Genomic DNA, 26,741 nt, shown 5'->3' on the forward strand with positions numbered 1-26,741 from the left:
CTCCCAGAAAATGTGCCTCAAGTCCTAGCCCATCGCTGTGCTTACCTCAATGGATTATTGTCAGTTTGAGCCACTTTAAAAAGTGAGATGCTCCCAACGTTATTCCTTGCCATATACGATAAGCATTTACGGATACTATTCCGTTTTCTGTTTTTCCCAAATTACCTATATATTGCCTCTCCACATAATCGATTGTTTTTCCCTTCTTTTTATCTCCTGTTTCATCAATTACTAAGATAATTTCTTCCCCTTTTATTATTGGTAAAATTATCTTTAGTCTCTGTTTTCTTACTTCCTCTATGTTCCAAGATGATTCTCTCAAGAAATGAAGCAGTGATTGTTCATTTTTTAACCCTACTGCTTTAGCAATTGCAGGTAGTGTCTTTCTCTTAATTTCTGCTGCTATTCCCAAGTGTAATCGTTTAAATGTTTCATAACTTCTCACTTCCGGGAACAGTTTTTGGTAGGCACTGCAATAATTATCTATAAAGGTGACTGTATTATCAGTAATTCTGGGCTGTGTCATAGTGTCAGCCTCCACTTCAGGGTTTTACATTTATTTTACTCTGCTTAGAGTGATTGAAGAGGGTTACTCTTGCTTCTCTAGTCAAGCCTTTTAGGATTGGCGTAGACGCAAAGAGGTCGTCAGACATCGCTCATTAAACAGCAGATGTTGTAATTTTGCTGTATAGTTTAACCCTTGACTTTAACAGATTTCGGGTTGACACTTTATAGACTGGCTGAATATTCACAAATTTATACGGAATGAATACCAGTGACACTGAAATTGATAGCAACAACATCACTTATGAGCAAAATTATGAACACAAACAAAAAATATTTTTTACCCCTGATTTTTGTGACAATGGTTGTCAGCCTCAGCAGTTGTAATTCTAACCCTAACGCTCGTAATATTGACAGCCCAACGCCATCTCCTACAACAACACCGACGAATACTGTATCTTCTCAGACTCCTAGCCAAATTCCTAGCGTAGCTCAGTTGAGAGAAAAATCTCCTAATCAAGAATCTCCTAAAGAAAATACGTCTTCCTCACCAATTTCTAAAGCTGTCACTAGCAAAACTACCAATGTCACGCTATATACAAGTGATACACAGTGTCAAGAATTCATTTCAGAAAAAGTTTCAGTACCAGCCGAAGAACCAGTGACAAACGTAGTAAGTAAGATTTTAGAAAAACGAGATACAAGCGACTTTAGCTTGTCTGGATATCGCGTCAACATCAAAAATGGCGTTGCTACAGTTGATCTGCGAATATCTCCTGAGTCAAAGCGGCAAATAGCTTCTCTTTCTAGCTGTGAACAATTTGCTCTGTTCGGCAGTCTCCGCAAAACCTTAACAAGCAATAGCCAATGGAATATTAAAGAGGTTCGCTTCACTGAGCGAGGTGAGGATATTGTTCTTTAGCTAAAGATAGCAGTAAGCGCCCTCATTAGCTAGCTAAAAAGATTTTCAATCTGAACAGCCACAGGACTTGTACATCAGCAGTTGCCAAAACAGTATATGTTTTAGCCAATTGAAAATATCTGTAAATAGTGGTATAACTTATTTCAGCTTTAAGTTTATGGCAGCAATTCGCGGGCGTAATTCAGTGGTAGAATGTCATCTTCCCATGGTGAACGTCGTGGGTTCGAGTCCCATCGCCCGCTTTAAAATTTAGAATCTAAGCTACCAATATAATTGTTTATGTTGGTGTAGTTGCTTTTGAGTTTGTGGAACCAGACTTCACTCGGCTTCTGGAGTCTGTGATCGCTATTACTACACTGCAAATACTACAGGTTGCTGATAAAGCGATGAAATTCAATAGAGTAATATTTCTATTGGGAATTGTCAGATGCAGGGAGCAAAAACGTCTAGACGCTCGCTAATAGATGACGGCTAATGGTAAAAAACAATTAGCGATTCGCAATTAGCACTATGGCAAATTTTCTCCAACCGCCAAGATTACGCATTGGTGAAGACACTGAAGAAGAACGACGCGCCACTTGGCTAGAACTTTTTTATGATTTGGTTTTTGTAGTTGCAGTTTCTCAACTCGCCCACAATCTCAACGAGGATATCTCTCTATCAGGATTATTTGGGTTTGTAGTTCTATTTATACCGATTTGGTGGTCATGGATTGGTACTACATTCTACGCCAACCGTTTTGATAGCGATGATGTAGGACATCGATTACTGATTGGTATACAAATGCTCACAGCAGCAGCAATGGCTATTAATATCCACCACGGTTTAGGTGAGAGTTCCCCTGGTTTTGCCATTTCTTATGCTCTCGGCCGGGCTGTGCTTGTAATAGAGTATGTCCGTGCTGGAAGACATATCCCCTCCGCACGTCCTTTGACTACTCGCTACGCTATTGGTTTTGCGATCGCAGCCTTACTTTGGTTGATATCAGCATTTGTACCCATTCCTTGGCGGTTCGGATTTTGGGCGTTAGGAATCATTATTGACTTTGCTACACCTTTAACAGGATACAAGTTTCAAATGGGGTTACTTCCCCATGCCTCCCACTTACCGGAACGTTTCGGGCTATTTACCATTATTGTCTTGGGTGAAGCAATCATTGCAGTGGTCAATGGTGTTTCTGAGCAGAAATGGGATATTTTAACTGTGATTTCTAGCGTGTTTGGTCTGATTATCGCCTTTAGCTGGTGGTGGGTTTATTTTGATAATTTGGGTGGTAAACCTATTGAGACGGCGCGGAAAGAAGGAAAGGTCAGTGTTATCAATCTCTGGTTATATACCCATTTACCGCTAGTGATTGGGATTACTGCTTCTGGTGTTAGTGTAGAACAAATTTTGTTGAGTAAGGCAACTTTAGCATTACCCGATTCCCAGCGATGGCTAATCTGTGGTTCAGTAGCATTATGCTCTCTAGCTGTCAGTATTCTTCACCGATTTGGAGTGATCCGTTATTGCAAAATTCGTTCCCAGTACCGACTTGGGGGTTCAGTTATGCTGCTAGCGATCGCTATCTTTGGCAAAGGTTTGTTACCTATTGCAGTCATTGCCCTGGTAGCTATAGTTTCTGCTGTGCAAGTTGTTCAAGATTTGTATCAGAGTCGTCCCACTACCCGCTTGGTTGACCCGGAAATTTAATTTAGGGACTTTCAAAAAATAATCCAAAATTAGTTTGTCAATTTGTAGGGGCGCACAGCTAGCTGTGTGCCCCTACTCAATTCATAGCCGTCTATCAGAGGTAGCAGAACCAAAGGAGGAATGTCATCATTAGATGATGTACTTTTGAGTATTTAAGTCAAGTAAGCGAAATATTTATTAATATTATTAATAGGCAGTGTAAATTCAACAGCAGGAGTCAGAAAAAATTCTTAGTGGCAGGTATTTCGCATTAATCATCAAATTTCTCAACAACTGGACAGAAGCTCATGAAAGACCAGAAACCATCAGACTCTAAGCAATTCGTCGGAAACCTCAAGAACGGGATTTGGCTGTTTGGACTGTCATCCTGGGTATTTGGGATTACCGATCGCAGTATTGCTTCATTTGCGGATGGCTATCTATCAGCTTTAGACTTGACGCAACTATTCACTGCGGCTACATTCTTTGTGGCGTGGCTATTTTTGAAACCGGCATCCAGAGTTTAAGATCGGCTGCTGGTTGAGTATCGAGTCACTCTTAACGCTAGTACTGTCAAGATTCGGAAAGTTAGGGTATTGTGAGAGTCGAGCAAGCAAGCTCGTGGATTGTACTTATGATGGGTTCGGGAATTTTTCACCATCCAGACTTCTCAAATTGTTGCTAGATTGGATCTTTTTCCTTTTGAGATGAGAGTTATAGCTTTTTTGATTTGGGTGTATCTAAAAAAATTTTCTAATTTTCCGGAATTGATTATGTTCAGGTGGTAGTCTCTATCAGACAAGCGATTTATACTGAAACTCTATAACGAAACCTTCGGGGTATATAACCCCATATTAAAAGCCCGGTCTTCATGACCGGGCTTTTATTAACACTTAGGAGTTAGGAATTGTTCTTAACTCCCAACTACTAATTAAATTAGGCAAAAGCAGCAGTTGTTACATCGTTATTCGATAGAATTTCTTGCAACTCTTCGGCATCTACCGTTTCTTTCTCAACCAACATTTGGGCGATTTGATCCAAAATATGGCGGTTGCCGACTAACACTTCTTTAGCACGTGTATAGGCTACATCCACAAGTTTGCGGACTTCTTCATCGATGGCGGCGGCGGTTTCTTCAGAGAAATCACGCTCTGACATGATATCTCGTCCCAGGAACATATTACCTTGCTGACGACCAAGGGCGACTGGGCCTAAGCGATCGCTCATGCCAAATCGAGTAATCATCTGACGAGCAACACGGGCTACTTGTTGTAAGTCATTAGAAGCACCAGTGGTAACTTCTTCTTCACCAAAGATTAATTCTTCAGCAAGCCGACCACCCAAAGCCACAGCCATCTGATTTTCCAGATAAGCGCGGCTGTATAAACCAGTGTCCATCCGGTCTTCGCTAGGGGTAAACCAAGTTAAACCACCTGCACGACCACGAGGGATGATGCTAATCTTTTGCACTGGGTCATAATCTGGCATTAAAGCACCAACTAAGGCGTGACCAGCTTCGTGATATGCCACCAAGGTTTTGCGTTTTTCGCTCATTACCCGGTCTTTCTTCTCTGGCCCAGCTAATACGCGATCGATCGCGTCGTTGATTTCGTCCATTGAAATTTCAGTCAAATTCCGGCGGGCTGCCAGAATTGCGGCTTCATTCAATAGGTTGGATAAATCTGCGCCAGTAAATCCAGGGGTACGACGGGCGATTTTATCCAAATCCACATCTTTCGCCAAGGTTTTGCCACGGGCGTGTACCTTGAGAATTTCGCTGCGTCCGGCATAGTCGGGACGGTCTACCACAACTTGACGATCAAAGCGACCAGGACGCAACAAAGCTGCATCTAGAACATCGGGACGGTTGGTAGCGGCAATAATGATGATGCCTGTATTACCTTCAAAGCCATCCATTTCTGTAAGCAACTGGTTGAGGGTTTGTTCCCGCTCATCGTTACCACCACCTAAACCTGCACCCCGTTGACGACCTACTGCGTCAATTTCATCGATGAAGACGATACAAGGAGCATTGGTTTTAGCTTGTTCAAATAAATCGCGGACGCGGGATGCACCCACACCGACGAACATTTCCACAAATTCCGAACCGGAGATTGAGAAGAAGGGTACACCTGCTTCACCAGCTACAGCACGAGCTAGGAGGGTTTTACCTGTACCAGGAGGGCCAACTAATAATACACCTTTAGGAATTTTTGCACCAACGGCGGTAAAGCGATCGGCGTTTTTCAGGAAGTCTACGACTTCGTTTAATTCCAACTTGGCTTGGTCAATACCAGCGACATCGCCAAATGTCACCTGAGTTTGGGGTTCCATTTGGACTCTGGCTTTGGATTTGCCAAAGTTCATTGCTTGGCTACCTGGGCCACTTTGAGCGCGACGTAGTAAGAAGAATAAGCCAACCAAAAGCAATACAGGGAAAAATAAGCTGCTCAGTGCCTTAAACCAAAATCCTTCGTCGGTTTGGGGCAAAACAGAAATATCAACGCCTTTAGAAGTCAGAGTATTAATCAAGTCTGGATCGTTGACTAAGGTAACAATCCGTTTTGCTGGGTCATATTTAGGTGTAACCAGTGCTGTAGAGCGATCTGCACTCAAACTGACTTTTTCTACTCTGCCTTGCTGAACTTCTTGAATAAAGCGACTGTATCGCCATGTCTCTCTGCTTTGGGGTTGCTTGTCAAAAAATGCTGTTCCCAGCGCAATTACGACAATAAACAGCAGCGCGTACAGCCCTGCATTTCTCCATCTTTTATTCACTAAGGTCTATCCTCCGGTATTTTTCGCGCAATCGCCTAGCTTCTCTGCTCGGAAAGGTGATTATTAAGAATTATGTTAACTTATCTTAAGATATAACAAATTTGGCGTGGTTGTCATGCTAAAAAAAGCTCCCTTATTAGCTGAAAACTTTGATGGTAGGGATTACATTGTAGCGACCCTGAAGGCAGATGAACGGTATGAATGGGAATAATCTCTACCACACTATTAGTGTAGGCGATCGCTTCAAATCTCTGGACTAACTCGGCACTCCAAGTTTCTTCTCGCACTGGCTGTTGGTGCTTTTGCAACCAGTTTACAAGTTGCGATCGCAAAATTCCTGGTAAAATTCCTGCCTTTATTGGTGGCGTGTACCAAGTGCGATCGTACCATCCCCAAAGGTTGCCTGTACTGCTTTCTAGCCAATTTCCTTGAGTATCGACTAATATTGCTTCTTGAGCATCTGAGCTAGTTTTTGCCAACCAAGCACTCAAATAATTTCCAGTTTTATGAAAAGGGAGAGAACGATAAAATTCCGAGCTGGCGACGGCGCACGCTACACCATTATTTTGTTTTTCTGTCAAATCGTGTGGTAAGAATCTGCCGGTTATCCACTCTCGTCCATCAGGAAAGAGAGTAATTCTGAGAACGGGGAAGTGTGCAAGGAGAATTTTAGCGCCTTGAAGTAGACGGTTCCAGTCTGGTTGCTGCCAACCAAAAGATTGGATTGAGAAAAGTAAGCGATCGCAATGTGCTTGCCAATTAGTTAAATTACTATCTAGCGAGTTCTTATAAACCCGCAACGTTGTAAAAACAGTAGCCCCAAAAAGTAAACCCGGATCGTTAATGTTTAATTCTAGGGTTTGAGAGTGAATTAACTTGCCGTCATACCAAAAAATATTATTTGTCACAACCAAATTACTTATCGTTACAACTCCATTGAAAAGTGATGACTTGTAATACTCATACGCTGCATAAGATAAAATCTGTGGGCTGCAAATCGCTGAACACCAGAATCAAGACTCAGGTATTTACACTCATGATTTCTGGCATATTCAATTAGCCATTGAAATAACTGTTGACCATAGCCGTGTGACCGTTTAAACTCATCAACAACTAAATCATCAATGTATAAAAACTTTTCCGATGCTAAACAATTAGAAATGCGAAATCCAGCGACTGCTACAGCTTGCTTTTCTACTTCTAAGAATGCAAGTTGATATCCTTCTTTCATTTGATATCGAACTTTTTCTACAAAATTATCCTGTTTCAGGTGAGGGCGCAACTGGAAAATAACAGGAAAACACCCTAATATTTTCAAGTCACATTCTGCCAATTGTATTGATATCATTATTGCTCTTAATCATATTCTATATGTTTATCTTATTTTTAAAATGTATCAAGAGAATAGCCGTTTTACAAAATTCTCTTTCTTTTGCAGCAAAATCTATGAATAAGTAGGTCAGCGAAATTCAAGCTAACTGGCTAAGGCTGTCTGTCATTTGTCCTTTTTCATTAGTAAGGGTTTTAAGCCTATTTACGTTTCATAACATGCTTAGTTTTTTCACGCCAACTTACTTAATAACTTAATCTTTTGGTGGAAAGAGAATTTTATTAGTACCTTCAGAAGTTGTAAATACTTTTCCTCCCAAAGCTTCAATTTCCCTAATTGCTCGTTTCCGAGTTCTATCATCAACTTGACTATTTAAAATTATTGCCCAGGTAGCAATTTGAGCATATTTGCTGTTAGGATTTCGACCCAAAAATTCCGCAGTTTTTCGGGAAGTATTGCCTATAGTTTGACTTTCTGTATCTGAAAGATTGCTAGCCCAGTTTGCCGCCGTTGCGAAAGACTTTTGGGCAGCTTTGGCGTTTCCTAAAAATAATAACTCATCAATTCCTTTGTAACGCCATACGTAATAAGACTTTTCGGGAACAAAGGGAGATAGTGATTTTAAGCCTTTCTCTGATAGTGCGATCGTCCGTTCTGGCATAGCAGCATACAATGAAGTACTGATAGAAAGACTCCGATATGCTGCTAAAAATCGTGGGTCACGTTCTAAAATTACTTCAAAATATTCTGGACTTAAACTGTAACCTGTTTTATCCCTAACTTCATCATCTCCGAAGTACTGTAAGAAATTGAGATATACCAAATCTGCAATTAAATTTTTATAACCAAAAGTAGGCATTTTTTTGAGAAAATTCAAACGGAGATGTTCTGATTTTATTTCTTTTTCCAGAGTCTCTAAAGAGGCAGATTGTTTACTATCTATAAGTGTTTGCAATTGAGGGAATTGAATCAAGCCAATTCCTAAAATAGACACACAAATTATAAAAGGTGTAGCTATGGCTTTACGCTGCAACAACATATTTTTCTTGTCTTATCAGGAAGAAGCAACTCATTATACATAATATACTTCTTATAAAATTACTCAGCTATATAGTCACAGAAGAGTATCCATTAAGCAGCTACTATCACAGTCTATCTTTATCTCAAGATCAACTGAAAGCAGGTAGAACCGAAGTCAAACTTAAAGTATTATATTATACACAAAACAACAGTGTACAGTGCATGATTTATGCTTTCTTATTTGCAAAATCTAAATAAATCATTTTCTTTTTTGAGATGAAATTACTGCTACAAGTTCTAGCTTTACTTTTCTTAAGCAACAAATTCTTAAATTATTAAGTTCCTTTGATATTACTGAGTTTTGTTAAGTAACAGTAGTCAGATTTAGAACATCATTTAGAATAAAACTTTGTTCGCAATTAGACCTGTTGTGTCCTTAATCTTATGCTAGATACTGTAGTTACGAACAACTTGGAAAATAATGGTCTATCCATTCAGGCAAAAAATAGTGATTTTAAAAAAATAGTAACTAATCTTAATGCCGATAAAAAAGGACTGGATGTTAATGAAATTATTGATGCCATCAAAACAGTAATAGTTGAAGCTATTGATTTAAAAATTACTACTTGGGTAGCAGAGTCATCCGATCAGCAACAAAATGACATAGAAGAAGCCAAACCAGGTAATCGAATATATACCCGAATTAATCTTATTAGTGGTGATATCCAAAATGAGATTGGTAGTCAATTTACTGATAGTGGGCCCTATAAAGAAATTCGCGAATTTCATTTGACTCAAATTAGAGATGGTCGGGAGATCATTCACAAGAATATAGAAAGTGTCGAAAAATTGTATGGATTTTTTATGGAAATTGTGAAAAATCACAAAAAATCAGAACTTTAAGTATTCTTTGTTAATTACCCATTTAAGCTAAAGTAGCTACTGAAACCTAGCCAAATCGTTAGGTTTATTTGCTTATATCTACCTATTCATACAATGCTACAGCCAGAACTGTGAGACGGTGAAACTATGTCTAATAATATTCAAACTAAAGACCAAAATGGTATTCAGACTCGAAACCGAAATGTTGCTCAACCTCAAGATATCCAAAACCAAGCTAGAGGCTTGTTAAATAATTTAGTATCTTCTGTACAGACATTAGTTTCTGACATCACAGCCTTAGAAGTAAATACAATGGTTGTAGATAGGATTAATGCCTCCAAGTTTAATGCTTGGGAGGCGTATCAAGAAATTTATTCCATACACGATCCAGACTACTTTGAGGCAAAAGGGATTCCAGAAGAAGGTTCTCAAGCTCAAGAACTGCATAAGCGTTATAAAAGTCTATTTAACCAACTTGAAAGAGAATATTTTTATCTTCTTCTTGAAGAAGGTTCAGATTTTTATAATCCGTATGACGATAGGGTAAAACGATATCGCCAGAGGCTTGAATATGCGAAAAGGCATCAATCAAACCTAGTCGAAGCCGATCAGGAGAATGTGAAGCTAGCTGAACCAATATTACCTGCTCCAACTCCTGTTCTCGATGACCAAGATGAAAATAATCAAAATGATTGGATTGAAAATTTTAAAGAAATTCAAAGACTTTTGAATAATGATAAATTTGTTCGGACTCTACGTAAAATGTATGAACTTAAGGCCGCACTTGATAGTAGTAATGTTAAAAGTACCAAAATTGATATTATTTATGCTCAAACTGTCATGCAGTTAGATGGGGATATTATCACTCGTTACCATAAAGACCTTTTTGGTTTGCCTGAAGAAGCTAAAAATTTAATTATTAGTACACACAATCAAGGTGTGATTTCTGGAGAAAAACAGTGGCGTGGAACATTTAGTTTTTTGATTAGTTTGGTACAGGGTATCGCAAATTTATCTCGATCATGAACGCCAACATAATAAAAACAGACAACAAAGCTGATGTTGTACTCTCTCTATTTCTACAAGTTCCTCAAGGCGATCGCTTTGAACTTAAAGTTGAGCGATCGCAGTGTAGTTTTTACCTAAATGAGACAGTTGTAGAACAGATTCAGCAAGCACAAAAAACTGGTATTTCTCTATACATTCCGCTAAAAGTGATAATTCCTCTTTGGTATTACGTCTGTTTCGGCAATAATGTTGTTTTCGGAAATAAAAAAGAAGTTACGGAAAAAGACGTTAGTGATTTTTTTTACATTACTGTTATAGTCAATATTATAAAATCTTTTCTGAGTAAAACTGCACGGAGCAAAGCAAGCTTACAGTTTGGGCTCACCTTTAATTCTTACTATGAGCAGCCTGAATCAGCTTCAAATGGTTATAAAGAGAAAGATATTATTTTGCAAAGCACTATCCTTCTTCATGGTGATATATTCCACAAAATAAAGTTGGATTTTATGCAAAATTCTAACTGTTCCACAATTATTTCTGCTCATTATTGGCTAACTGAACAAATACTAAGTTGCTTTCGGACTAAACTAAATCCGCTAGTTTGGGAGATAGCTTCGCTGTTACCTGCTGGTTTTTTAGTCTACAATTTACATCCAGCAAATTGGATACTATCAACATTTGCTTTGAGCGGCTTCACGATACTATTTGCGACTACTCGCTATGTACTTGTCAATCAATTACAAAGACATAGTTCCATCAACTCTAAATTTATCAATTGGTTTATATGGATGTTTATTTGTCTCATCCCTATTGTTGTTAATGCTATTAGTAACTATAGGGATATTAAGTCTTTATTCTTGCCATTTTCGTCACTTATTGCCCCAAAACTTGCAGAGTATATTTTAAGCTTTATAAAACCACGAATTTGGAAAATTATTTTTACGTTGGTTTCTTTCGTTACGAGTATTTATAAATTTTTTAGGTAAATCCTATTTTTCTTTTTGCAAAAGTTGCCAACACTGCCCCGCGATCGCCCAATCTTCTTGAGTATGAATAACTAATACCCGTACTGCTGAATCGGGTGTGGCAATATCCTCATCCACAGATTGCTGTTGATTTTTATGAAGATCAAGTTTCAATCCCACAAAACCGAAGGCTTCACAGGCGGCTTGGCGAATTTCCGCAGAGTGTTCACCCACACCTGCTGTAAACACCAAAGCATCCAATCCGCCCAAACTGGTAAGCATTGCACCGATACCAGAACGTAGACGATGCACGTAGATATCCCACGCCAATTGAGCGCGGGAATTACCTTGAGTGTAGGCGTAGCCCGTCGTAGACATCGCTTCTCTCACTTCCCTCATATCGCTAGATACACCCGAGATTCCCTTTAACCCAGAAGCTTTATTTAATATCTCATCCAACTTTTCGACGGAATAATCGCAGTACCGCAACAGACAAATCAAAATTCCCGGATCAACTGAACCAGAACGACTGCCCATCATCAATCCGTCTAGGGGAGTGAATCCCATTGTAGTGTCGATACTGCGACCATTTTTAATCGCCGCTAAAGAGCAACCATTCCCCAGATGACAGGTAATTAAGCGCTCAGGTGGAACATCTTGTCCGAGAATTTGGGCAGCACGTTGAGAACAGTATTGGTGACTGATGCCATGAAACCCATAGCGACGGATTCCTTGTTCTACCCACTCATAAGGGCCGGGATAGATTGCTGCTGCATCGGGGAGAGTGGCATGGAATCCGGTATCAAAGACTGCTACTTGGATGACATCTTTTAAGATTTTTTCAATTGCTTCTATGCCTTCCAAAGCAACTGGATTATGTGCTGGAGCTAGATTAGATAAGTTAGCGATCGCCTTTTTGACATCCTCAGTAATTACTACACTATCTCGATAATCCTGTCCACCATGTACTATCCGATGCCCCACCACATCGATATCTGACAACCGATCTATTACTTTCGTAGCACTATCAGTAAGTGTATGAAGCATATAGGTGAGGTGTGCCTGTGGGGAATCATCAGAGATGGTTTCTTGCAGTGTTGCACCTGTAACAGTTTTCACCTCAATTTCGGCTACACCGCGATCTTGAGTCCAGTTGATTTTCCCTTCCCAAAGGGGTTGAGATGCTTGGGTGGAGAAAGCCTCATCTGCAATTTCATACAGACAACTTTTTTGGGTACTCGATCCGGCATTCAGCACCAATATCTTCATAGGACAACATAAAAACATGACCTGCTTTGATCATGTCACTAAGTGTAGCCTAATGCTTCTAGTCTATAGGGATAATATGCAGCAAAGGTGTGTTTCCAGCGCTAAAACTCTGTTGAATTATTTTTCAAAGCGATCGCTCACAGATTTTCTATGAACTCTTCCGGTGTAACTTGCGCTTGCTTAAGAATGCCACTCAATGTCCCTACCTTCAATTATTGATGCACGGGTACAACACAGCCAATTGTACCTTCCGGTATTTGCTTCTTCATCACAACATGACTACCGGTTTGTCGAATTTGCTCAAAACCCAAACGCTCCAATGCCCGAATGGCCTCTCTACTTGAGATTCGTGGCAACTTAGGCATAGGTGATCTCAATGCTGGTCATATACCTTGGAGATGTTTCAGGTAGAGGAAATTCCTCTAAGTAAAGCTGCGTTGCCTCTCTTAAGCTAGCAATTGCCTGTTCGATTGTCTCTCCCTGATCAACCGTACCAACTTCGGGACACTCAGCTATATACATATCATCCTCTTTATAAATGAGGACTGCAAAGCTGCGAGTTTTCATCGTACTGTATCCTCAATCATTTTTATAGCAAGCATAGCATCACCCTTTCTCTATAAATATCGCCGCTAATGAGGCAGCAACCCTCTGATTAGTGGCACATTTTCAGCCAGATAAGTTTGATATTCTTTTTCGGAGATGTCTAATATTCATTGGATTCAAGGTTTTGTTTCTTCTCGGCACCGAGGGCACGAGCAGCCGGATCTGAACTTTGTAGTAGTGTACTTGACACATTGTGCTGCTCAACTTGGCTTCGGTTTTGACTAAGTTTGTACTTCCCTTCCAAGCGTGTAACAGTTATTTCAAATCCCACAATGCCATTCATCAGACCTTCACGAAATCCGTTAGATAAACTGTGCCAATGAGATTTGTAGTCAGTTTCGTAGGTGTCTATCATCTCGTTTATCATTTGGTTCATTGATTCTGGGGAGTCATTGAGCATGATGACTTTGGGAATACCATACGCGTGAACTGCAATATAGTTCCACGTCGGTACACTCTCATGCTTTTCATACAAAGTAGGGGAAATGTAAGCGTGTGCCCCGGTGAAGATAGCAAGTAACTCAGTGCCAAGGGCTTGCGATTGAGGATTTTGCTTTGCTAGATGACCAATTAATTTAACAGCATCCCCTTGGATTGTAATGACAAGAGGAATGTGTGAAGCATAAGGTACACCGTCTATAATCGATACCAATGTAGCAAAACTATTGGCTCTCATAAAGGCGATCAATTTATCAACATTATCTTCTTGAAAAGCGATTGGTCTATACATGGCGATTTAACCTCACTATCAACTTAGAAAAGTCCCGTTAACTTTCATTTGTATAGCAAGCAGAGAATGCCAAATTCTCACTACCCTTACTCTCAATTTGGTAAACCCTCAACCCGCATCAAATCCAATTCGCGTTCAAATATTTCATCAATTGGCAACATTTGACCATCAACAGTCATAAATTTATGGTCTTTTGTTGCCCGAATTAATGAACCATCTTCCAAACAATACTCAAATACCTCTTGTTGTCCGCGATTGTGCCACTGTGCTACAGATTGCGTGTAAATATTCCCATTATTATCAACGCTATACACAGTACATTCAATACGTTTTTCTACAATTTTCCCAATCGGCAGTAATCCATATTCTACTGTCAATATTTCCGTTTCATAGCTTAAACAATATTCAGCAAACTTCAACATTTGCTCAAATAATTCATCAGCAACTTTTTTCGGAACACCATTTTTCGCTGCGCCATCCACGAATTTTTCTCGCTGCTTTTGCATCTCAGAAACTTTCTTTTTACCCATCGCTCGACGCAGCAAGTCAGCTTGTCCTAAAGAATATCCAGCCATATCCTGAGCAATTTTCATGATTTGCTCTTGATAGACCATAATTCCATAGGTTTCGTCTAATATTGGTTCTAAAACAGTGTGTTGATAATCAATATTTTCTCGACCATGTTTGCGGTTAATAAACTTAGGAATCAATCCCGCATCTAATGGCCCCGGTCGATAAAGTGCCAAAATTGAAGAAATATCTTCTATATTAGAAGGCTTCAAATCTCGCACGATCTGACGCATCCCAGAAGATTCTAATTGAAATATCCCTTCTAACTCACCTGCTTCTAATAGTTCATAAGTTTTTTGGACATCTTTAGGTAAGCTGCTATGTTCGCCTTTAGCTAATATCCTCTGGGCTTTTCTTTCATCGCGAGGAATTTCATCAGGATCGACCCGATATCCTCTCGTTTCTTGAATCAAATCAACGGTCTTTTGAATCAGGGTCAGGTTCCGTAAACCCAGGAAATCCATTTTCAACAAACCCATTGATTCCAAGTCTTCCATGAAATACTGGGTAATCACAGAACCATCATTATTTTTCTGTAGAGGGACAATTTCATCAAGTGGTTCGTCTGAAATTACCACCCCGGCTGCATGAACGCCAAAAGTTTTGTTAGTTCCTTCAATTCGCATCGCCATATCAAGCCAATGGCGAATATGAGGTTCTTTATCATATTTTTCTTTAAACTCTGGTTCTGGAGTTTGATCGGAAACCATCACCTTGAGTTTAGTTGGTTTCCCTCGCACTACAGGAATTAATTTCGCCATTTTGTCAGCTTCCCCATAGGGAATATTTAATACTCTGGCGACATCTTTCAATACTGCTTTAGAGGTTAGACGGTTAAAAGTAATGATTTGAGCAACTCTATCTGCGCCGTATTTCTCAGTGACATATTCAATAACTTTATCCCGTTGTTCAATACAGAAATCTGTATCAATATCAGGCATTGATTTCCGTTCGGGATTCAAAAAACGCTCAAACAGTAGCCCATGATGCACAGGGTCAATATTAGTAATTCGCATTGCATAAGCAACTAATGAACCAGCCGCCGAACCTCGACCGGGACCGACAGGAATATTATTATCTCTAGCAAATTTAATGTAGTCCCATACAACTAAAAAGTATTTGGAAAAACCCATCTGCTGAATCATTTTCAGTTCGTATTCCAATCTTTCTTTATAGACGGAATCGACTTCCTGGCGAGATTTGCGATTTAATCGTTCTAAAAGTCCGTTCCATGCAACATCTTCGGCGTAAGTGTCAGCAGTATGACCGGAGGGAATAGGGGGTGTAGGAATCTGAGGCTCACCCATGATATGGTAAGGCTCAACTTTATCAGCGACTTCTTCAGTAGTGGCTACTGCTTCTGCAATAACTTCATCCGGTAAATGGTCACGAAATAGCTGCTGCATCTCCTCACCAGATTTGAGATATTCTGTGCCGCTATAACGCATCCGCTTATCTTCAATAATTAGCTTGCCAGTTTGAATACATAGCAAAGCGTCGTGGGCTTCAACGTCAAAACAAGAAATAAAATGTGAATCATTAGTAGCAACAATTTTAATGCCTAGTTCCCTAGCAATTTTGACTATTTCTACATTCACAATCCGGTCTTCTTGGGAGCCGTGATCTTGAATTTCTAAATAATAATCATCACCAAATACATCTTTATACCATTGGGCAACTTTCCGGGCTGCATCTGGTCTATTACTGAGAATCGCTTGGGGAACTTCTCCACCCAAGCAAGCACTGGTGACAATCAGACCCTCATGGTATTGTTTTAGTAAATCTTTATTAATACAAGGACGTGAAAAAATTCCTTTGCCTTGAACACCTTGAAGATGAGAAATTGTGGTTAATTTGACTAAATTTTTGTAACCTTTGGTATTTTTAGCTAAAACGACTTGATGATATTTAGGGCGACGTTCTTGTTTTTCGATATCGCCATTAATTACATACATTTCATTGCCAATAATTGGCTTAATATTTTGACTACGGCAGATTTTGATCAGTTCGACGGCTCCATACATGACACCATGATCGGTAAGAGCGATCGCTTTCATCCCCAATGCGATCGCTTGATCCACCAACTCTGGTAGCTGACTGGCCCCATCTAGTAGACTGTAGTCACTGTGAATATGTAAAGGCACAAAGGACATAAGCATCTCCAACCACAAGCCAAGATATCTTTAGGGGCCTACCTTGTGGTATACCCTTTCAAGCCGGATTTTGCAAAGCAACGGAATATTACATTAGCAGTTTTTACCTAAAATTAAAGCTGTTCTTTTTCCGAAATTGTCACTGTCATCAGTGTTGTTTTAATAGTTACAGCAGTTCATCAGCATCTAACTAATGAGTCAAACAGAGAGTACTACTTCGCCTGGAACCAAAGCTAGCCCTTGGTGGCAGCGTATCCCTCTCACATTGCAAATTCTCATCGCCCTAGTAGCCGCAGTCAGCGTTGGAATTGCCCTTGGTGCGGGGAATCCTAATCCCAGCAATGCCACCTTAATCAACAATTTAGCAATTCCGGCTGAATTGGTGCTAAAGGCTCTCCGCGCCCTAGCTACGCCCCTAATATTGGTAGCGGTGCTGCATACCTTAATGACTACCGATATCCCCGGTACAGCCGGACGGCGGCTGGCAGTGTTACTTTTGACTAACACTACCGTAGCTATTTTAGTGGGACTTTTGGTAGCGAATGTGCTGCGTCCGGGAACTTGGGGCAATGTAGCTACCTCAACAACTACAGAAATACCTACTCAGAGTCTAGACCCTTGGGGAATACTCAAAGATGCTGTACCTGAAGCTGTCCTTAAGCCATTAGTTGATAATAATGTCATTCAACTAATTGTTATTGCCCTAAGTTTTGGCATTGTCCTGCGGGGCTTAAAATCTGAACAAATTGCCCAAGGGAAAAAAGGATACCAGCCGATAGAGGATGTCATCGGGATTTTGTTTGAGGCGGTAGTCGGTGTCCTCAACTGGGTAATTGCCTTAGTGCCTTTCGCCGTTTTTGGGATTGTTGCTAAAACAGTTGCGATGCAAGGATTTACACCGTTTAAATCTTTGGGTGCATTTATTCTGGCGGTGCTGTTAGCCCTAGCATTGCAGGCGTGCTATTACCTCACTAGAGTAAAATTTGGTTCTTGGGTACCCCCGCTAAAATTCCTAGCTGGCGGATCTGATGCCTTTTTAACAGCTTTTTCAACTTCTTCCTCTGCGGCAGCAATGCCCGTAACTTTTGAGGTTTTGCAAACAAAAGTTGGCTTAAGGGAATCTTCTGCTGCTTTGGGGGCATTAGTAGGGGCAAATTTCAATAATGATGGCACTGCCCTTTATGAAGCAATGTCTGCGTTGTATATCTCCCAACTTATTGGGCAACATCTGACTCTCGGACAGCAGTTAATTGTCATTCTGACCTCGATTTTTGCATCTGTAGGTGCGGCGAATATTCCCAATGCTGGACTGGTAACGATGACACTAGTGTTCACTTCTGTAGGCTTACCTACCCAGTACATTGCTTTACTAGTTACCATCGACTGGTTTTTAGATCGCTGCCGCACCGCGATTAATGTTATGGGAGATATGACTGTCAGTGCTTTACTTGACGGCAAAAAGCCTCGTTCTGTAGACGAGGCTTAGTTTGAAGCTTTTCAGGTAGCTAATGCTGTTGGGGTCCTTTGGCATCACATTCTTTAGCCCAACAGCGTTCTAGAAGTCGAAGCCGCCAGATGAATGCAAAGCGTTGGGGATTCAATACTAATTTATTATCGTGACTAAATAAAGGCTGGTTCAGATACTGCCAAAGGGGAAATTTAATTTTGGTGTGTTTTGGAGCCATAAGAACAACAAATATTATAAAAGTTTAGCGGCCATAGTCGGCATTTTGTCTAGCAATTGCCTGATAGTGTTTTTCTAGTTAAAGACTACACTGCGGTTTTGCAATTGTCCTGGTGGCAATTGCGGAATTTCAGCAAGTAAATTGATGTTGTTTCCGCTTTAATACTGAAATTGCACTAACTATTTTTTAATTCCCTGAAATTTCGTATCTCTACGTAGGTTGATACTAGGTTCATTTTCCTAGCCTAACCTTACAATGAAGGCAGGAGGCAGATAGCGCAGTGTAAAGCCTGCGGTATAGCTTCTCTACGAGACGCTAGGCGATCGTCCGCGAGCGGTCGAGCAGTTCAAGAGAGAGGAAAACTGCCCGTAGATGATTTTGTAATACAAGAATATATTGTGTATAGTCTAAGACTTTAAAACCTTAAATATCTCTCTAAAGATAACTAATATTTACTTACGCCTACTCTGCATATCAACAAAAAAACTGGGATAGGCAAAATGCCTATCCCACAAGAAAAAAGATAATTTTTGTAATAAAATGCCTTGGCTATGTTTGAGCTAAGTTCGCTGGTCTTGCTTCTTATAATCAACAATGTGGACTCCTATATCTATACCTTTCATATTGGAACTTATGTACGACAGCAGCGCATAGATAAAGATAACTATGCCTACCATCTCTAGCACTTCTTCTATAGTTGCTATGAAGACATAAACCATGTTAAAGGGGGTATAGTAATATTCATAGTATCCGCCTACTAATTCACTAGCGATTGCACCTGCTATGTAGATTGTTCCAGCAATGAAAAATAAGCGTCGTGTCTTGCCAGGAAGAGTGGCGACAAATCGCCCAAATACTAGCAAAAAGAGGAGTACGAAGATAGCACCCGCAATCACCCAAGCGTAGTAAAGAGAACCACTAGTATTAAATGTACCTCGCAGTGGTGTAGTTAGTCTTTCATGAAGACCAATCAATTCATCTAAGAATAAACCAGCAAAAACTATTGACAATCCTCTCCATGCCCAGACATCTTTATTCTTAGCTAACCTCTGAGCTTGGAAGATGATCTCCAGCAGAATAGAACAAAATAGTAAAGCTCCTCCAGAGTAAATTGTAGGAATATTATCCCTCTTCTGTCACTTTCCGAGTATTCTGAATAAAAGGATTAAAAGAAAAAACTCTCTTCAGGTAAGCAGGGCAATGGATGTAGAATTACAAATCCTAAAACATTTGGCAAGAGATGCCCAGCCAACAGTTGCGATCATAGATGAATATTGTGCAGAGTATAAAGACCTGTTCAAAGAAGTAAGAAATTATGAATGCTTCAAATATTTACATTTAGGGATAATTGCACCAATAAAAAGAAAATCATTACCAGAAATAGCCAAAGTAGTAAGTATAAACTCGGCACAGTCATTACATCATTTCATAGCCTATTCAGATTGGTCAGCAAATAAATTAAAGAGCCGAAGATTAGATAAATTAAAGAAAGCATTAAATAGTCAGGCGATAACCGTAGTAATAGATGAAACTGGAGATAGGAAAAAAGGTAAAAAGACAGATTATGTTGCAAGACAATATCTAGGGAGTGTAGGAAAAATAGATAATGGAATAGTATCAGTCAATGCTTATGGAGTTTATGAAAATGTAACATTTCCATTAAGTTTCAAAGTATTTAAACCGAAAGGGACGCTCAAATCAGGAGATAAATATAAAACCAAAATAGAGTTAGCGTCAGAAATTATTACAGAATTAATAAATGAGGGGTTTAATATTGAATTAGTATTAGCCGATAGTTTATATGGTGAAAGTAGCAAATTCATCAAAAAGCTCAATGAATATGAATTAGCTTATGTTGTAGCAATTAGAAGTAATCACGGAGTCTGGCTACCAGCTAATCAGAGCGTTAGAGCTAACAAGTGGTGCAAATTTGAGAGAACATTTAGTAATAAAAAATCCGAAATCAGATATATCCGAGAAATAATTTATGGTAAAAAAAGAGCCATAACTTACTGGGAAATAACTACTGATCCAGAAACAATGCCGGATAATTCCACTTCATTTGTCATGACGAATCTTCAAGGAAATCTCAAAAAAACTTTAGGCGATTTATATGGATTAAGAACCTGGGTAGAATATGGGTTTCGACAATGTAAACAGGAACTCGGCTGGACAGATTATCGCTTGACAAATTTTCAACATATAGAGAGATGGTGGGAAATTATTTTTTGTGTTTACACAATGATTAGTCTAAATTCCCCAGCCTTTTTAGCCTTAAATCAATCTCTTCAAATTGAAACTGAGGTGATAGGTACTAGTTATGTTAATTGTGTAGATTTTTCTCATCATCAACAATGGAATCATAATTCTGGATGGAAGAATACTCTTAATAATCTTCGTTTAATTGTCCAACCTCTTTTACTATTTTGGCTGATTTATCCCTGGTTAGATATTTTTCCAAATTCTCATTTATTGCTAGGATTTAATCATTTAATTTGTGCCATGAACCAATTTAAACCCTTTTTTGCTTCTGGATGATTTCACTTATTTACTACTTGCTTATCTCGGAGAGTGACAGAAGAGGGTTATAGCGGTTATCAGTCTACTTCAGTACAGTAGGAGAGAGCAATTCTACTGATAATTGGTGGTGATGAAAGCCTACTCTCTCGACTTGCGTCAAAAAATAGTTGATGCTTATGCCTGCGGTGACATTTCCCAACGAAAACTGGCTAAAAACTTTGGTGTCACCTTAAGTTTTGTGCAAAATTTACTCAAACGCCATCGAGAATTGGGGATGATAGGCCCCAAGGTGCGGACTGAGCAGACAGCAACAAAGTTGAATGCTGAACAGTTAGAAATCCTGCGCCAACTCGTCATAGCACAGCCCGATGCGACGTTAAGCGAATTGCGGGAACGACTTTACGAGAAAACAGAGGTCTTAATTGGGGTAGCTACGGTGAATCGGATGGTTCGCTGGAAACTTCACCTCAACCTCAAAAAAAAGTCTCCACCTCACAAAAAAAGGTAGTGATGAAGTCCAACTAGCCCGATTTGAGTACTGGAAACTCTTGAGGGGGATACCCGTCGAAGAGCTGATTTTCTTAGATGAATCGGGAGTTAATCTGTCCTTCATCCGCAAATGTGCCCGCGCCTTGCCTGGCCTTTCAGGCCTATGCTCAAAAGCCCAACCGCAAAGGGAAAAATGTCTCGGTAATTGGTGCAATTAGCTTGAAAGGACTGCTCACCCAATGGAGTGGCTTAGGTTCTATCGATGCTTTGACTTTTGATGCCTTCATCGCCCAAAAGCTCGTACCCAAACTTTGGCCTGGTGCAGTGGTGATCATGGATAACTGCTCAATCCATAAAAGTGATGAACTTGAAGCTTTGCTCATCGCTGCTGGCGCTCATCTCATTTATCTCCCCCCCTATTCTCCCGATTTTTCACCGATTGAGAATTGTTGGTCCAAGATTAAGAACATTCTCCGTCGCATCGGTGCAAGGACATACCCTGATTTACTCCAGGCATTAGATACGGCATTCGCAGAAGTGACAATAGAGAATTTGCTGGGTTGGTTTACTCACTGCTGCTACTGTACCTCACAAGACTGATAACCGCTATATGCTCGCTGTTGAGATCGAATAGAATTCTAAAGATATCTCTCCCAGGAAAGTCAGGTAGATAATAGACATTGTAATTAGCCAAAAGACTGACAAGAGCAAAGCACAATACTACCCCTAGCAGGAATTTGAGGGTTTTGTTGGTAGAAATATATACTTTCAATTTATTCGATGATTGCAAAAGAGCGATCGCATCTTCTGATTTTATAGAATTTGTGGACTCAACTACAGATATGCGATCGCTCTTACCGTTATCTGAACAAGATTGATTTTTTAGGATTTCGCGTCGCTCTGGCAATACAACGTTTGACATGAAGTACTCAATGGTTTGTTGCTTAACAAAACCATGCATTGACAGAACTTCTCCCAACTGCTTACCACTCAACTTTTGTGTCTTGAGTGCTGTATTTAATTCTTCTGGAGTAATCAGTTCAGCTTCAACCAAGTACATTCCAAGCGGTTTAAGCTGAAAACTTTGCGTGTCTATTTTCCTAATCAATTAGGATCTCCTTATTTCCAGTGACTAAGTAATAAATTTTTTGGCTTAGTCATAAAACATTACATTTAGTGATAATACCAGACTTTAAGCTTTTCATAATCTTTGCTTAACTATATTTTGCTCTGGCTGAATTCTTGACTAAAGCAGAACGCGCTCTTACTTCCAAACCTTGTTCCCAGCAAAAAAATGAATCCACCTCTCACTCTCATGTGTAGGTGGATTCATTTAGATGTACAGACATCTAAGTAAGTTGGCGTGAAAAAAAACTAAGTATGTTACGAAACTAAATAGGCTTAAAACCCTCACTAAAGACTAATGACAAAGGACAGCCTTAGCCAGTTAGCTTTACGCCGACCTACTTACAGTGGTTGATTGTATTCCTAGCAGACGGAGTAAGTCGCAAAAAGGCTGCTAGAGTCGCATTGCCAGATAATCTCCCAAGTTAGAGAGTACCTATAAAACAATTTGTCCAGTTAAGGGACAAACTTTTAGACTTCTTGCATAAGTCGGGAAAAGGGGTAAGAGAAAACCCTTTCCCTTTTCCCCAAGAGTGCAAAAATACTTTTGCAAGGGGTTTTTTGGTAGAGACGCGACAATCACTACTAAAAATCCTTAACTGAACCGTATTGACCAATAAAGAGTTAGTAATGAGTGCCAGTTTTGCGATGGTTAATGGCTGTAATAGCATCAGGTTTGAGTAATTTACCCTCGTCCACAGTTGCATATACAACCCAGTGATCGCCACATTCCAGACGTTGATTGACTGAGCATTCCAAATATGCTAAAGCGTCGGTAAGGACAGTACAACCGTTATCTGCAACTGCTGTACTAAAGTTAGCAAATCGATCTTCCCCTGGCGCGAAAGTTTTACGGAAATGCTTCATGTAATCTTGATGGTTGCCTTCAGGTAGAATATTTAAGGCAAACTTACCGCCTGGATACATCAAAGATTCGATCGCTCGTTCTTTAGCGATCGCAACTGTTATTCCAGGTGGGTTGAAGGTGGCTTGAGAAACCCAAGCGCCTAACATTGCGGTAGACACTTCTCCAAGTTTTGCTGTCACCACGCAAACGGAACCAACAATCCGGCCAACAGCCTGTTCTACTGGAGTCGCAGCTTGTTGGGGTACGCGTACCTTTTTAGCTTTTTTCAGTGCTTGGGCAAAGTCTGTACCGAGTTCTTCACAGAATTTGAGAGTGACATCATCAGGTTTAAACTTCACTTTCAGGGTGTCAAAGCCAAAGCGATATCCAGCATCCCGGAGTTTACCTTCGATTAAGTCAAATGCTTCGCCACTCCAGCCGTAGGAACCAAATACCCCGGCGAGTTTGCTGTTGTCACCACTCGATAACACAATCCCTAAAGCAGTGTGAATGGGAGTTGGCGCATGACCACCAATGGTAGGAGAACCGATGATAAAACCCTCTGATTGTGCGAGGTTGATACGAATTTCATCAGGGGTAGCAAATTCGCAGTTAATTGATTTGACTGCAACTCCACCTTTAGTTAGTCCCAGAGCGATCGCTTGTGCTAAAGTCGCCGTATTCCCGTAAGCTGAAGCGTAAAGTAGGGCAACGGAAATTTCGCGATCGTTGTGAGAACGGCTCCACTCTCCGTAAGCTTTGGTAAGTTCGATTAAGCTGGTGCGTACTAAAGGTCCATGACCCACAGCATACATTCTCACCTGCAAATCTGATATTTTCTCCAAAGCTGCTTGCACATGAGGAGTTTGGGGAGCCATTAGGCAGTTAAAGTAGTAACGCTGGTCTTCTTTGAGCGCTTCCCAGTTATCATCAAACACTTCATCACCACAAAGATGAGTTGCAAATAACTTATCTGTGTAGAGAATTTGAGTTTGCTGGTCGTAGGTACAAAGTCCTTCCGGCCAACGCGGACTCGGAGTGGGTAAGAATTTCAAAACATGACCCTTACCCAAATCCAGAGTTTCTTTCCCCCGCATCACCAAGACATTTAAATCTTGCTCTAAAAAAGCAGCACGCAAATTGTTCGCACCAGGAAGAGAACAGACAAAAGTTACCTGTGGTGCCAGTTCTAAAATTGCTTTCAGGGTTGCAACTCGATTGGGACTAAAATGGCCCAGGATTATATAATCCAAACTTTGTAAATCTAAAGTCTGCCGCAATGCCTCTAAATAAATTTCGGTAAAGCTTTCTGGCGGTGGATCGATAAGTACGGTTTTATCAGCTTCAATTAAATAGCAATTGGAGGTAGTGCCTCTTTCAAGTGCGTATTCAATTTCAAACCGCAGACGTGACCAACTACGTGCTCTGATCGCCTTAGTATTTGTAGCAATTGGTAGAACTTGTACGTCGCGTGGCTTGGAATTGGTCATAGCTGTTTTATAGTTGGGGAACAGAGACTGGGGAATGGGGAATGGGGACTGGGGACTGGGGAACAGAGACTGGGGAATGGGGAATGGGGACTGGGGAAGAGTTTTCCCAATCCCCAATACCCAATACCCAATCCCTAATCCCTAGTAGTAATTACCTACTTTGCGATGGCGAACGGCTGTCAATCCATCGTTCTTGGAAACACGACCTTCTTGGACGGTGCAGTATAAAATCCAGTGGTCGCTGCATTCCATACTGGTCTGTATTTCACATTCCATGTATGCCAAAGCATCTGCCAGAATCGGCGAACCGTTTTTCGCGATTTGAGTTTTCACTCCCGCAAAGCGGTCAGCACCGGGATGCAAGCGCTTGAGAAAGTGTTTCTTGAGTTCTTGAAAATTACCTTCTTCTAAAACGTTGAGGACGAAGCGATCGCCTACTTGCATTAAGGAATCAATGGCGCGGTCTTTCGCAACGGCAATTGTGAATCCTAATGGTTGCAAACTCGCTTGCGTTACCCAGGATGCCAGCATTGCACTTGAGACATTATCTTTTTTCGTGGTGACTATATATAGTCCACTACTAATGCGACCCAGCGCCTTTTCCATGTTGACATCAAGGGACTTGATCTGCTTGATGTTGCGATCGCGCACTAGCAATTGTCCGATGTCTTTACCCGCTTCTTCACACAACTGGAATGTTGATGCGCTGGGAGTCTCTTTAATCCGAATAGGTGGGAAAGCTTCTTTGATGCCAGAGTCAAGAAATTGTCTGCGGAGTGTATCAATGGGTTCATCATCCCCACCGTAACATTCAAACAGCCCAAGAAATTGCTTGTTTTTAGCGACAGCTAGCACCGAACTGATACTAGCTTGAGCGGCGGCGGAGGTAGTTGGGGGCATCCCGATAATGATGCCAGCTGCTCTCCCGGCTAGTTCTTGAATTTCTTGGCTTTCAGCAGTACTCAGATCCAGTACTTCTACCCCAACGCCAGTTTTCAAGATACCTTCGGCAATTGCGTGACCAAGACGCTCGCCATATCCATATTCTGAGACAAAAAACAAGCCAACTGTTGTTTCTGCTTTAGCTTGCTTTTGGCTCCAATTTTCGTAGCAGCCTGTTAGAACATCTAAATGGTGGTATAATAACGGGCCGTGACCATTTGCAATAATATTAATCTTTCCAAGATCACCCATCCGCTTCATCGCATTCAACAGCGAACGAGCGTTAGGGCCCATCAAGCAGTCGTAGTAAAATCTAAAGTCAGCTTCGATCGCTTCTAAATCTTCGTCGAAGGTGCGATCGTCACAAAAGTGCATCCCAAAAGCATCACAGGTGTAAAGAATTTGGGTTTTGCGGTCAAAGCTAAAGATTGTATCCGGCCAGTGCAGGTTAGGCGCACTCACGAATTCCATTTCGTGGCCTTTACCGATATCGATGCGATCGCCGGTTTTTACAACCCTCTTCGAGAAAGGATCGTGTACTAAACCTTCCAAAAACTGAAGCGCAACTTTTGAGGCTAAAACGGTGGCTCTAGGAGCTAATTGCAGGACATCTTCTACTAAGCCACTATGGTCTGGCTCTGTGTGACTGACAATTATGTAATCAATTGTCTTAGGATTAACAAGACCTTTTAGAGTCTCTAAATACAGATCGCGAAACTTCTGGTGAGAAGTATCAATCAAAACTGTTTGTTCACCCCTAATTAGATATGAATTGTAGGTTGTGCCGTTTTGCAGCCCGAATTCGATATCAAAGCGATCGCGGTCCCAATCAAGAGAGCGAATCGCCGTTGTGTTAGGGGCAATTTCTACAGTTTGTATAGTTAGCCGATGTTGAACGTTCTCTGCGTGGGCATTGCCTGTCGTAGACATCGCTACCATTATTCGTCTCCGAGCGCAAATTATCAGGTTTTTCTTCTGCCCCCATTCTCTCTATTATTTTTTGTTTAAGTTGTAATGAATATCAGTTTTTGAAAAATTTAACTTGTATCAATTATTGCTGTTTTCTAGCAAGAAATATGACTCAAAAAATCTACTCAATATTAGTTGATTTCGAAAAATATACTTAGTATTTTATTTTGCTATTTAATTTATCTAATTTTATTTTAATTTAAAAATATCATTTTCTTTAAATTATTTGACAATAAAAACTACTATCATACATTTAGTACTATTAT

24 protein-coding genes, 1 tRNA gene and 1 pseudogene are annotated in these 26,741 nt (G+C 40.4%); 11 read left to right on the plus strand and 15 right to left on the minus strand.

Annotated elements, in window-relative coordinates; translation table 11 throughout:
• Window positions 1-97: 97 nt before the first annotated feature.
• Window positions 98-526, minus strand: a pseudogene (locus FBB35_RS30685) (transposase); the annotation flags it as partial.
• Window positions 527-808: 282 nt separating this feature from the next.
• Between FBB35_RS30685 and FBB35_RS30690 the strand changes: the two are divergent.
• From FBB35_RS30690 to FBB35_RS30705, 4 genes are all read left to right on the plus strand, one after another.
• Window positions 809-1,426: a GerMN domain-containing protein gene (locus tag FBB35_RS30690; RefSeq protein ID WP_174712770.1), complete on the plus strand. Its 618-nt coding sequence runs from the start codon at window positions 809-811 to the stop codon at window positions 1,424-1,426.
• A 170-nt stretch (window positions 1,427-1,596) separates the two neighbouring features.
• Window positions 1,597-1,668, plus strand: a tRNA-Gly gene (locus FBB35_RS30695).
• A 268-nt stretch (window positions 1,669-1,936) separates the two neighbouring features.
• Entirely contained in the window at window positions 1,937-3,118 is a 1,182-nt protein-coding gene (locus FBB35_RS30700; protein ID WP_174712771.1) for a low temperature requirement protein A, read from the plus strand.
• A gap of 287 nt (window positions 3,119-3,405) precedes the next feature.
• Complete coding sequence (locus tag FBB35_RS30705; RefSeq protein ID WP_012411184.1) at window positions 3,406-3,624, plus strand: hypothetical protein; 219 nt, start codon at window positions 3,406-3,408, stop codon at window positions 3,622-3,624.
• Window positions 3,625-4,033: 409 nt separating this feature from the next.
• Here FBB35_RS30705 and ftsH3 read toward each other — a convergent pair whose 3' ends face one another.
• From ftsH3 to FBB35_RS30725, 4 genes are all read right to left on the minus strand, one after another.
• On the minus strand, window positions 4,034-5,875 hold the full coding sequence (gene ftsH3, locus FBB35_RS30710) for an ATP-dependent zinc metalloprotease FtsH3 (RefSeq protein ID WP_174712772.1): 1,842 nt from the start codon (window positions 5,873-5,875) through the stop codon (window positions 4,034-4,036).
• Window positions 5,876-5,988: 113 nt separating this feature from the next.
• The gene (locus FBB35_RS30715) at window positions 5,989-6,783 is read right to left on the minus strand and encodes an aminotransferase class IV (protein ID WP_254625735.1); all 795 of its coding nucleotides are present in this window, start codon (window positions 6,781-6,783) and stop codon (window positions 5,989-5,991) included.
• 17 nt (window positions 6,784-6,800) lie between these two features.
• Window positions 6,801-7,223 carry a GNAT family N-acetyltransferase gene (locus FBB35_RS30720; protein ID WP_174712773.1) on the minus strand — a complete coding sequence of 141 codons (423 nt, stop codon included), beginning with the start codon at window positions 7,221-7,223 and terminating at the stop codon, window positions 6,801-6,803.
• 235 nt (window positions 7,224-7,458) lie between these two features.
• A complete protein-coding gene (locus FBB35_RS30725; protein ID WP_174712774.1) occupies window positions 7,459-8,244 on the minus strand; it encodes a hypothetical protein in 786 nt (261 codons plus the stop codon).
• A 425-nt stretch (window positions 8,245-8,669) separates the two neighbouring features.
• Here FBB35_RS30725 and FBB35_RS30730 point away from each other — a divergent pair, with 425 nt between their 5' ends.
• The 3 genes from FBB35_RS30730 (at window position 8,670) to FBB35_RS30740 (ending at window position 11,101) form a co-directional block, all read left to right on the plus strand.
• The gene (locus tag FBB35_RS30730) at window positions 8,670-9,128 is read left to right on the plus strand and encodes a hypothetical protein (protein ID WP_174712775.1); all 459 of its coding nucleotides are present in this window, start codon (window positions 8,670-8,672) and stop codon (window positions 9,126-9,128) included.
• A gap of 126 nt (window positions 9,129-9,254) precedes the next feature.
• Complete coding sequence (locus FBB35_RS30735; RefSeq protein ID WP_174712776.1) at window positions 9,255-10,133, plus strand: hypothetical protein; 879 nt, start codon at window positions 9,255-9,257, stop codon at window positions 10,131-10,133.
• Window positions 10,130-11,101, plus strand: coding sequence for a hypothetical protein (locus tag FBB35_RS30740; RefSeq protein WP_174712777.1), 972 nt, complete (start codon window positions 10,130-10,132; stop codon window positions 11,099-11,101). The genes FBB35_RS30735 and FBB35_RS30740 overlap by 4 nt, the downstream gene beginning before the upstream one ends.
• A gap of 3 nt (window positions 11,102-11,104) precedes the next feature.
• Here the strand turns inward: FBB35_RS30740 and FBB35_RS30745 are convergent, their stop codons facing one another.
• The 5 genes from FBB35_RS30745 to FBB35_RS30765 form a co-directional block, all read right to left on the minus strand.
• Window positions 11,105-12,349 (minus strand): acetate kinase, encoded by a 1,245-nt coding sequence (locus FBB35_RS30745; protein WP_174712778.1) that lies wholly within the window; start codon window positions 12,347-12,349, stop codon window positions 11,105-11,107.
• Window positions 12,350-12,561: 212 nt separating this feature from the next.
• Entirely contained in the window at window positions 12,562-12,714 is a 153-nt protein-coding gene (locus tag FBB35_RS30750) for a type II toxin-antitoxin system HicA family toxin (RefSeq protein WP_254625736.1), read from the minus strand.
• On the minus strand, window positions 12,707-12,916 hold the full coding sequence (locus FBB35_RS30755) for a type II toxin-antitoxin system HicB family antitoxin (RefSeq protein ID WP_094330857.1): 210 nt from the start codon (window positions 12,914-12,916) through the stop codon (window positions 12,707-12,709). Before FBB35_RS30755 ends, FBB35_RS30750 begins: the two co-directional genes overlap by 8 nt.
• A gap of 139 nt (window positions 12,917-13,055) precedes the next feature.
• Window positions 13,056-13,685, minus strand: coding sequence for an FMN-binding negative transcriptional regulator (locus tag FBB35_RS30760; RefSeq protein ID WP_174712779.1), 630 nt, complete (start codon window positions 13,683-13,685; stop codon window positions 13,056-13,058).
• 92 nt (window positions 13,686-13,777) lie between these two features.
• Entirely contained in the window at window positions 13,778-16,408 is a 2,631-nt protein-coding gene (locus tag FBB35_RS30765) for a DNA polymerase III subunit alpha (RefSeq protein ID WP_174712780.1), read from the minus strand.
• Between the two features lie 193 nt (window positions 16,409-16,601).
• Here FBB35_RS30765 and FBB35_RS30770 point away from each other — a divergent pair, with 193 nt between their 5' ends.
• Window positions 16,602-17,894, plus strand: coding sequence for a dicarboxylate/amino acid:cation symporter (locus FBB35_RS30770; protein WP_174712781.1), 1,293 nt, complete (start codon window positions 16,602-16,604; stop codon window positions 17,892-17,894).
• A 19-nt stretch (window positions 17,895-17,913) separates the two neighbouring features.
• Here FBB35_RS30770 and FBB35_RS30775 read toward each other — a convergent pair whose 3' ends face one another.
• Both FBB35_RS30775 and FBB35_RS30780 read right to left on the minus strand, forming a co-directional pair.
• Window positions 17,914-18,093, minus strand: a complete 180-nt coding sequence (locus FBB35_RS30775) for a hypothetical protein (protein WP_174712782.1) — start codon at window positions 18,091-18,093, stop codon at window positions 17,914-17,916.
• Between the two features lie 560 nt (window positions 18,094-18,653).
• On the minus strand, window positions 18,654-19,103 hold the full coding sequence (locus FBB35_RS30780; RefSeq protein ID WP_254625737.1) for a hypothetical protein: 450 nt from the start codon (window positions 19,101-19,103) through the stop codon (window positions 18,654-18,656).
• 190 nt (window positions 19,104-19,293) lie between these two features.
• Between FBB35_RS30780 and FBB35_RS30785 the strand changes: the two genes are divergently transcribed.
• The 3 genes from FBB35_RS30785 (at window position 19,294) to FBB35_RS35230 (ending at window position 21,702) form a co-directional block, all read left to right on the plus strand.
• On the plus strand, window positions 19,294-20,631 hold the full coding sequence (locus FBB35_RS30785) for an IS701 family transposase (protein WP_174708167.1): 1,338 nt from the start codon (window positions 19,294-19,296) through the stop codon (window positions 20,629-20,631).
• 112 nt (window positions 20,632-20,743) lie between these two features.
• A complete protein-coding gene (locus FBB35_RS35225; RefSeq protein ID WP_254625633.1) occupies window positions 20,744-21,121 on the plus strand; it encodes a transposase in 378 nt (125 codons plus the stop codon).
• A 77-nt stretch (window positions 21,122-21,198) separates the two neighbouring features.
• Entirely contained in the window at window positions 21,199-21,702 is a 504-nt protein-coding gene (locus FBB35_RS35230) for a transposase (RefSeq protein WP_254625738.1), read from the plus strand.
• On the opposite strand, the gene FBB35_RS30795 is transcribed toward FBB35_RS35230, so the two are convergent.
• From FBB35_RS30795 to FBB35_RS30805, 3 genes are all read right to left on the minus strand, one after another.
• Entirely contained in the window at window positions 21,668-22,162 is a 495-nt protein-coding gene (locus FBB35_RS30795; protein ID WP_174712783.1) for a hypothetical protein, read from the minus strand. The genes FBB35_RS35230 and FBB35_RS30795 overlap by 35 nt on opposite strands.
• A 689-nt stretch (window positions 22,163-22,851) precedes the next feature.
• Window positions 22,852-24,564: a diflavin flavoprotein gene (locus tag FBB35_RS30800; RefSeq protein ID WP_174712784.1), complete on the minus strand. Its 1,713-nt coding sequence runs from the start codon at window positions 24,562-24,564 to the stop codon at window positions 22,852-22,854.
• A 141-nt stretch (window positions 24,565-24,705) separates the two neighbouring features.
• Window positions 24,706-26,445 (minus strand): diflavin flavoprotein, encoded by a 1,740-nt coding sequence (locus tag FBB35_RS30805; RefSeq protein ID WP_174712785.1) that lies wholly within the window; start codon window positions 26,443-26,445, stop codon window positions 24,706-24,708.
• Window positions 26,446-26,741: the final 296 nt, after the last annotated feature.

This window comes from Nostoc sp. TCL240-02 (assembly GCF_013343235.1).
Taxonomy (GTDB): domain Bacteria; phylum Cyanobacteriota; class Cyanobacteriia; order Cyanobacteriales; family Nostocaceae; genus Nostoc.

Excerpts from the sequence above, each read along its gene's own strand:
- FBB35_RS30735 (WP_174712776.1), top strand. The coding sequence starts at position 9,255 with ATGTCTAATAATATTCAAACTAAAGACCAAAATGGTATTCAGACTCGA.
- FBB35_RS30745 (WP_174712778.1), bottom strand. The coding sequence starts at position 12,349 with ATGAAGATATTGGTGCTGAATGCCGGATCGAGTACCCAAAAAAGTTGT.
- FBB35_RS30750 (WP_254625736.1), bottom strand. The coding sequence starts at position 12,714 with ATGCCTAAGTTGCCACGAATCTCAAGTAGAGAGGCCATTCGGGCATTG.
- FBB35_RS30705 (WP_012411184.1), top strand. The coding sequence starts at position 3,406 with ATGAAAGACCAGAAACCATCAGACTCTAAGCAATTCGTCGGAAACCTC.
- FBB35_RS30725 (WP_174712774.1), bottom strand. The coding sequence starts at position 8,244 with ATGTTGTTGCAGCGTAAAGCCATAGCTACACCTTTTATAATTTGTGTG.
- FBB35_RS30755 (WP_094330857.1), bottom strand. The coding sequence starts at position 12,916 with ATGAAAACTCGCAGCTTTGCAGTCCTCATTTATAAAGAGGATGATATG.
- FBB35_RS30720 (WP_174712773.1), bottom strand. The coding sequence starts at position 7,223 with ATGATATCAATACAATTGGCAGAATGTGACTTGAAAATATTAGGGTGT.
- FBB35_RS30800 (WP_174712784.1), bottom strand. The coding sequence starts at position 24,564 with ATGACCAATTCCAAGCCACGCGACGTACAAGTTCTACCAATTGCTACA.
- FBB35_RS35230 (WP_254625738.1), top strand. The coding sequence starts at position 21,199 with ATGAATCGGGAGTTAATCTGTCCTTCATCCGCAAATGTGCCCGCGCCT.
- FBB35_RS30700 (WP_174712771.1), top strand. The coding sequence starts at position 1,937 with ATGGCAAATTTTCTCCAACCGCCAAGATTACGCATTGGTGAAGACACT.
- FBB35_RS30765 (WP_174712780.1), bottom strand. The coding sequence starts at position 16,408 with ATGTCCTTTGTGCCTTTACATATTCACAGTGACTACAGTCTACTAGAT.
- FBB35_RS30795 (WP_174712783.1), bottom strand. The coding sequence starts at position 22,162 with ATGTACTTGGTTGAAGCTGAACTGATTACTCCAGAAGAATTAAATACA.
- FBB35_RS30770 (WP_174712781.1), top strand. The coding sequence starts at position 16,602 with ATGAGTCAAACAGAGAGTACTACTTCGCCTGGAACCAAAGCTAGCCCT.
- FBB35_RS30805 (WP_174712785.1), bottom strand. The coding sequence starts at position 26,445 with ATGGTAGCGATGTCTACGACAGGCAATGCCCACGCAGAGAACGTTCAA.
- FBB35_RS30785 (WP_174708167.1), top strand. The coding sequence starts at position 19,294 with ATGGATGTAGAATTACAAATCCTAAAACATTTGGCAAGAGATGCCCAG.
- FBB35_RS35225 (WP_254625633.1), top strand. The coding sequence starts at position 20,744 with ATGAAAGCCTACTCTCTCGACTTGCGTCAAAAAATAGTTGATGCTTAT.
- FBB35_RS30690 (WP_174712770.1), top strand. The coding sequence starts at position 809 with ATGAGCAAAATTATGAACACAAACAAAAAATATTTTTTACCCCTGATT.
- FBB35_RS30775 (WP_174712782.1), bottom strand. The coding sequence starts at position 18,093 with ATGGCTCCAAAACACACCAAAATTAAATTTCCCCTTTGGCAGTATCTG.
- FBB35_RS30760 (WP_174712779.1), bottom strand. The coding sequence starts at position 13,685 with ATGTATAGACCAATCGCTTTTCAAGAAGATAATGTTGATAAATTGATC.
- FBB35_RS30730 (WP_174712775.1), top strand. The coding sequence starts at position 8,670 with ATGCTAGATACTGTAGTTACGAACAACTTGGAAAATAATGGTCTATCC.
- FBB35_RS30740 (WP_174712777.1), top strand. The coding sequence starts at position 10,130 with ATGAACGCCAACATAATAAAAACAGACAACAAAGCTGATGTTGTACTC.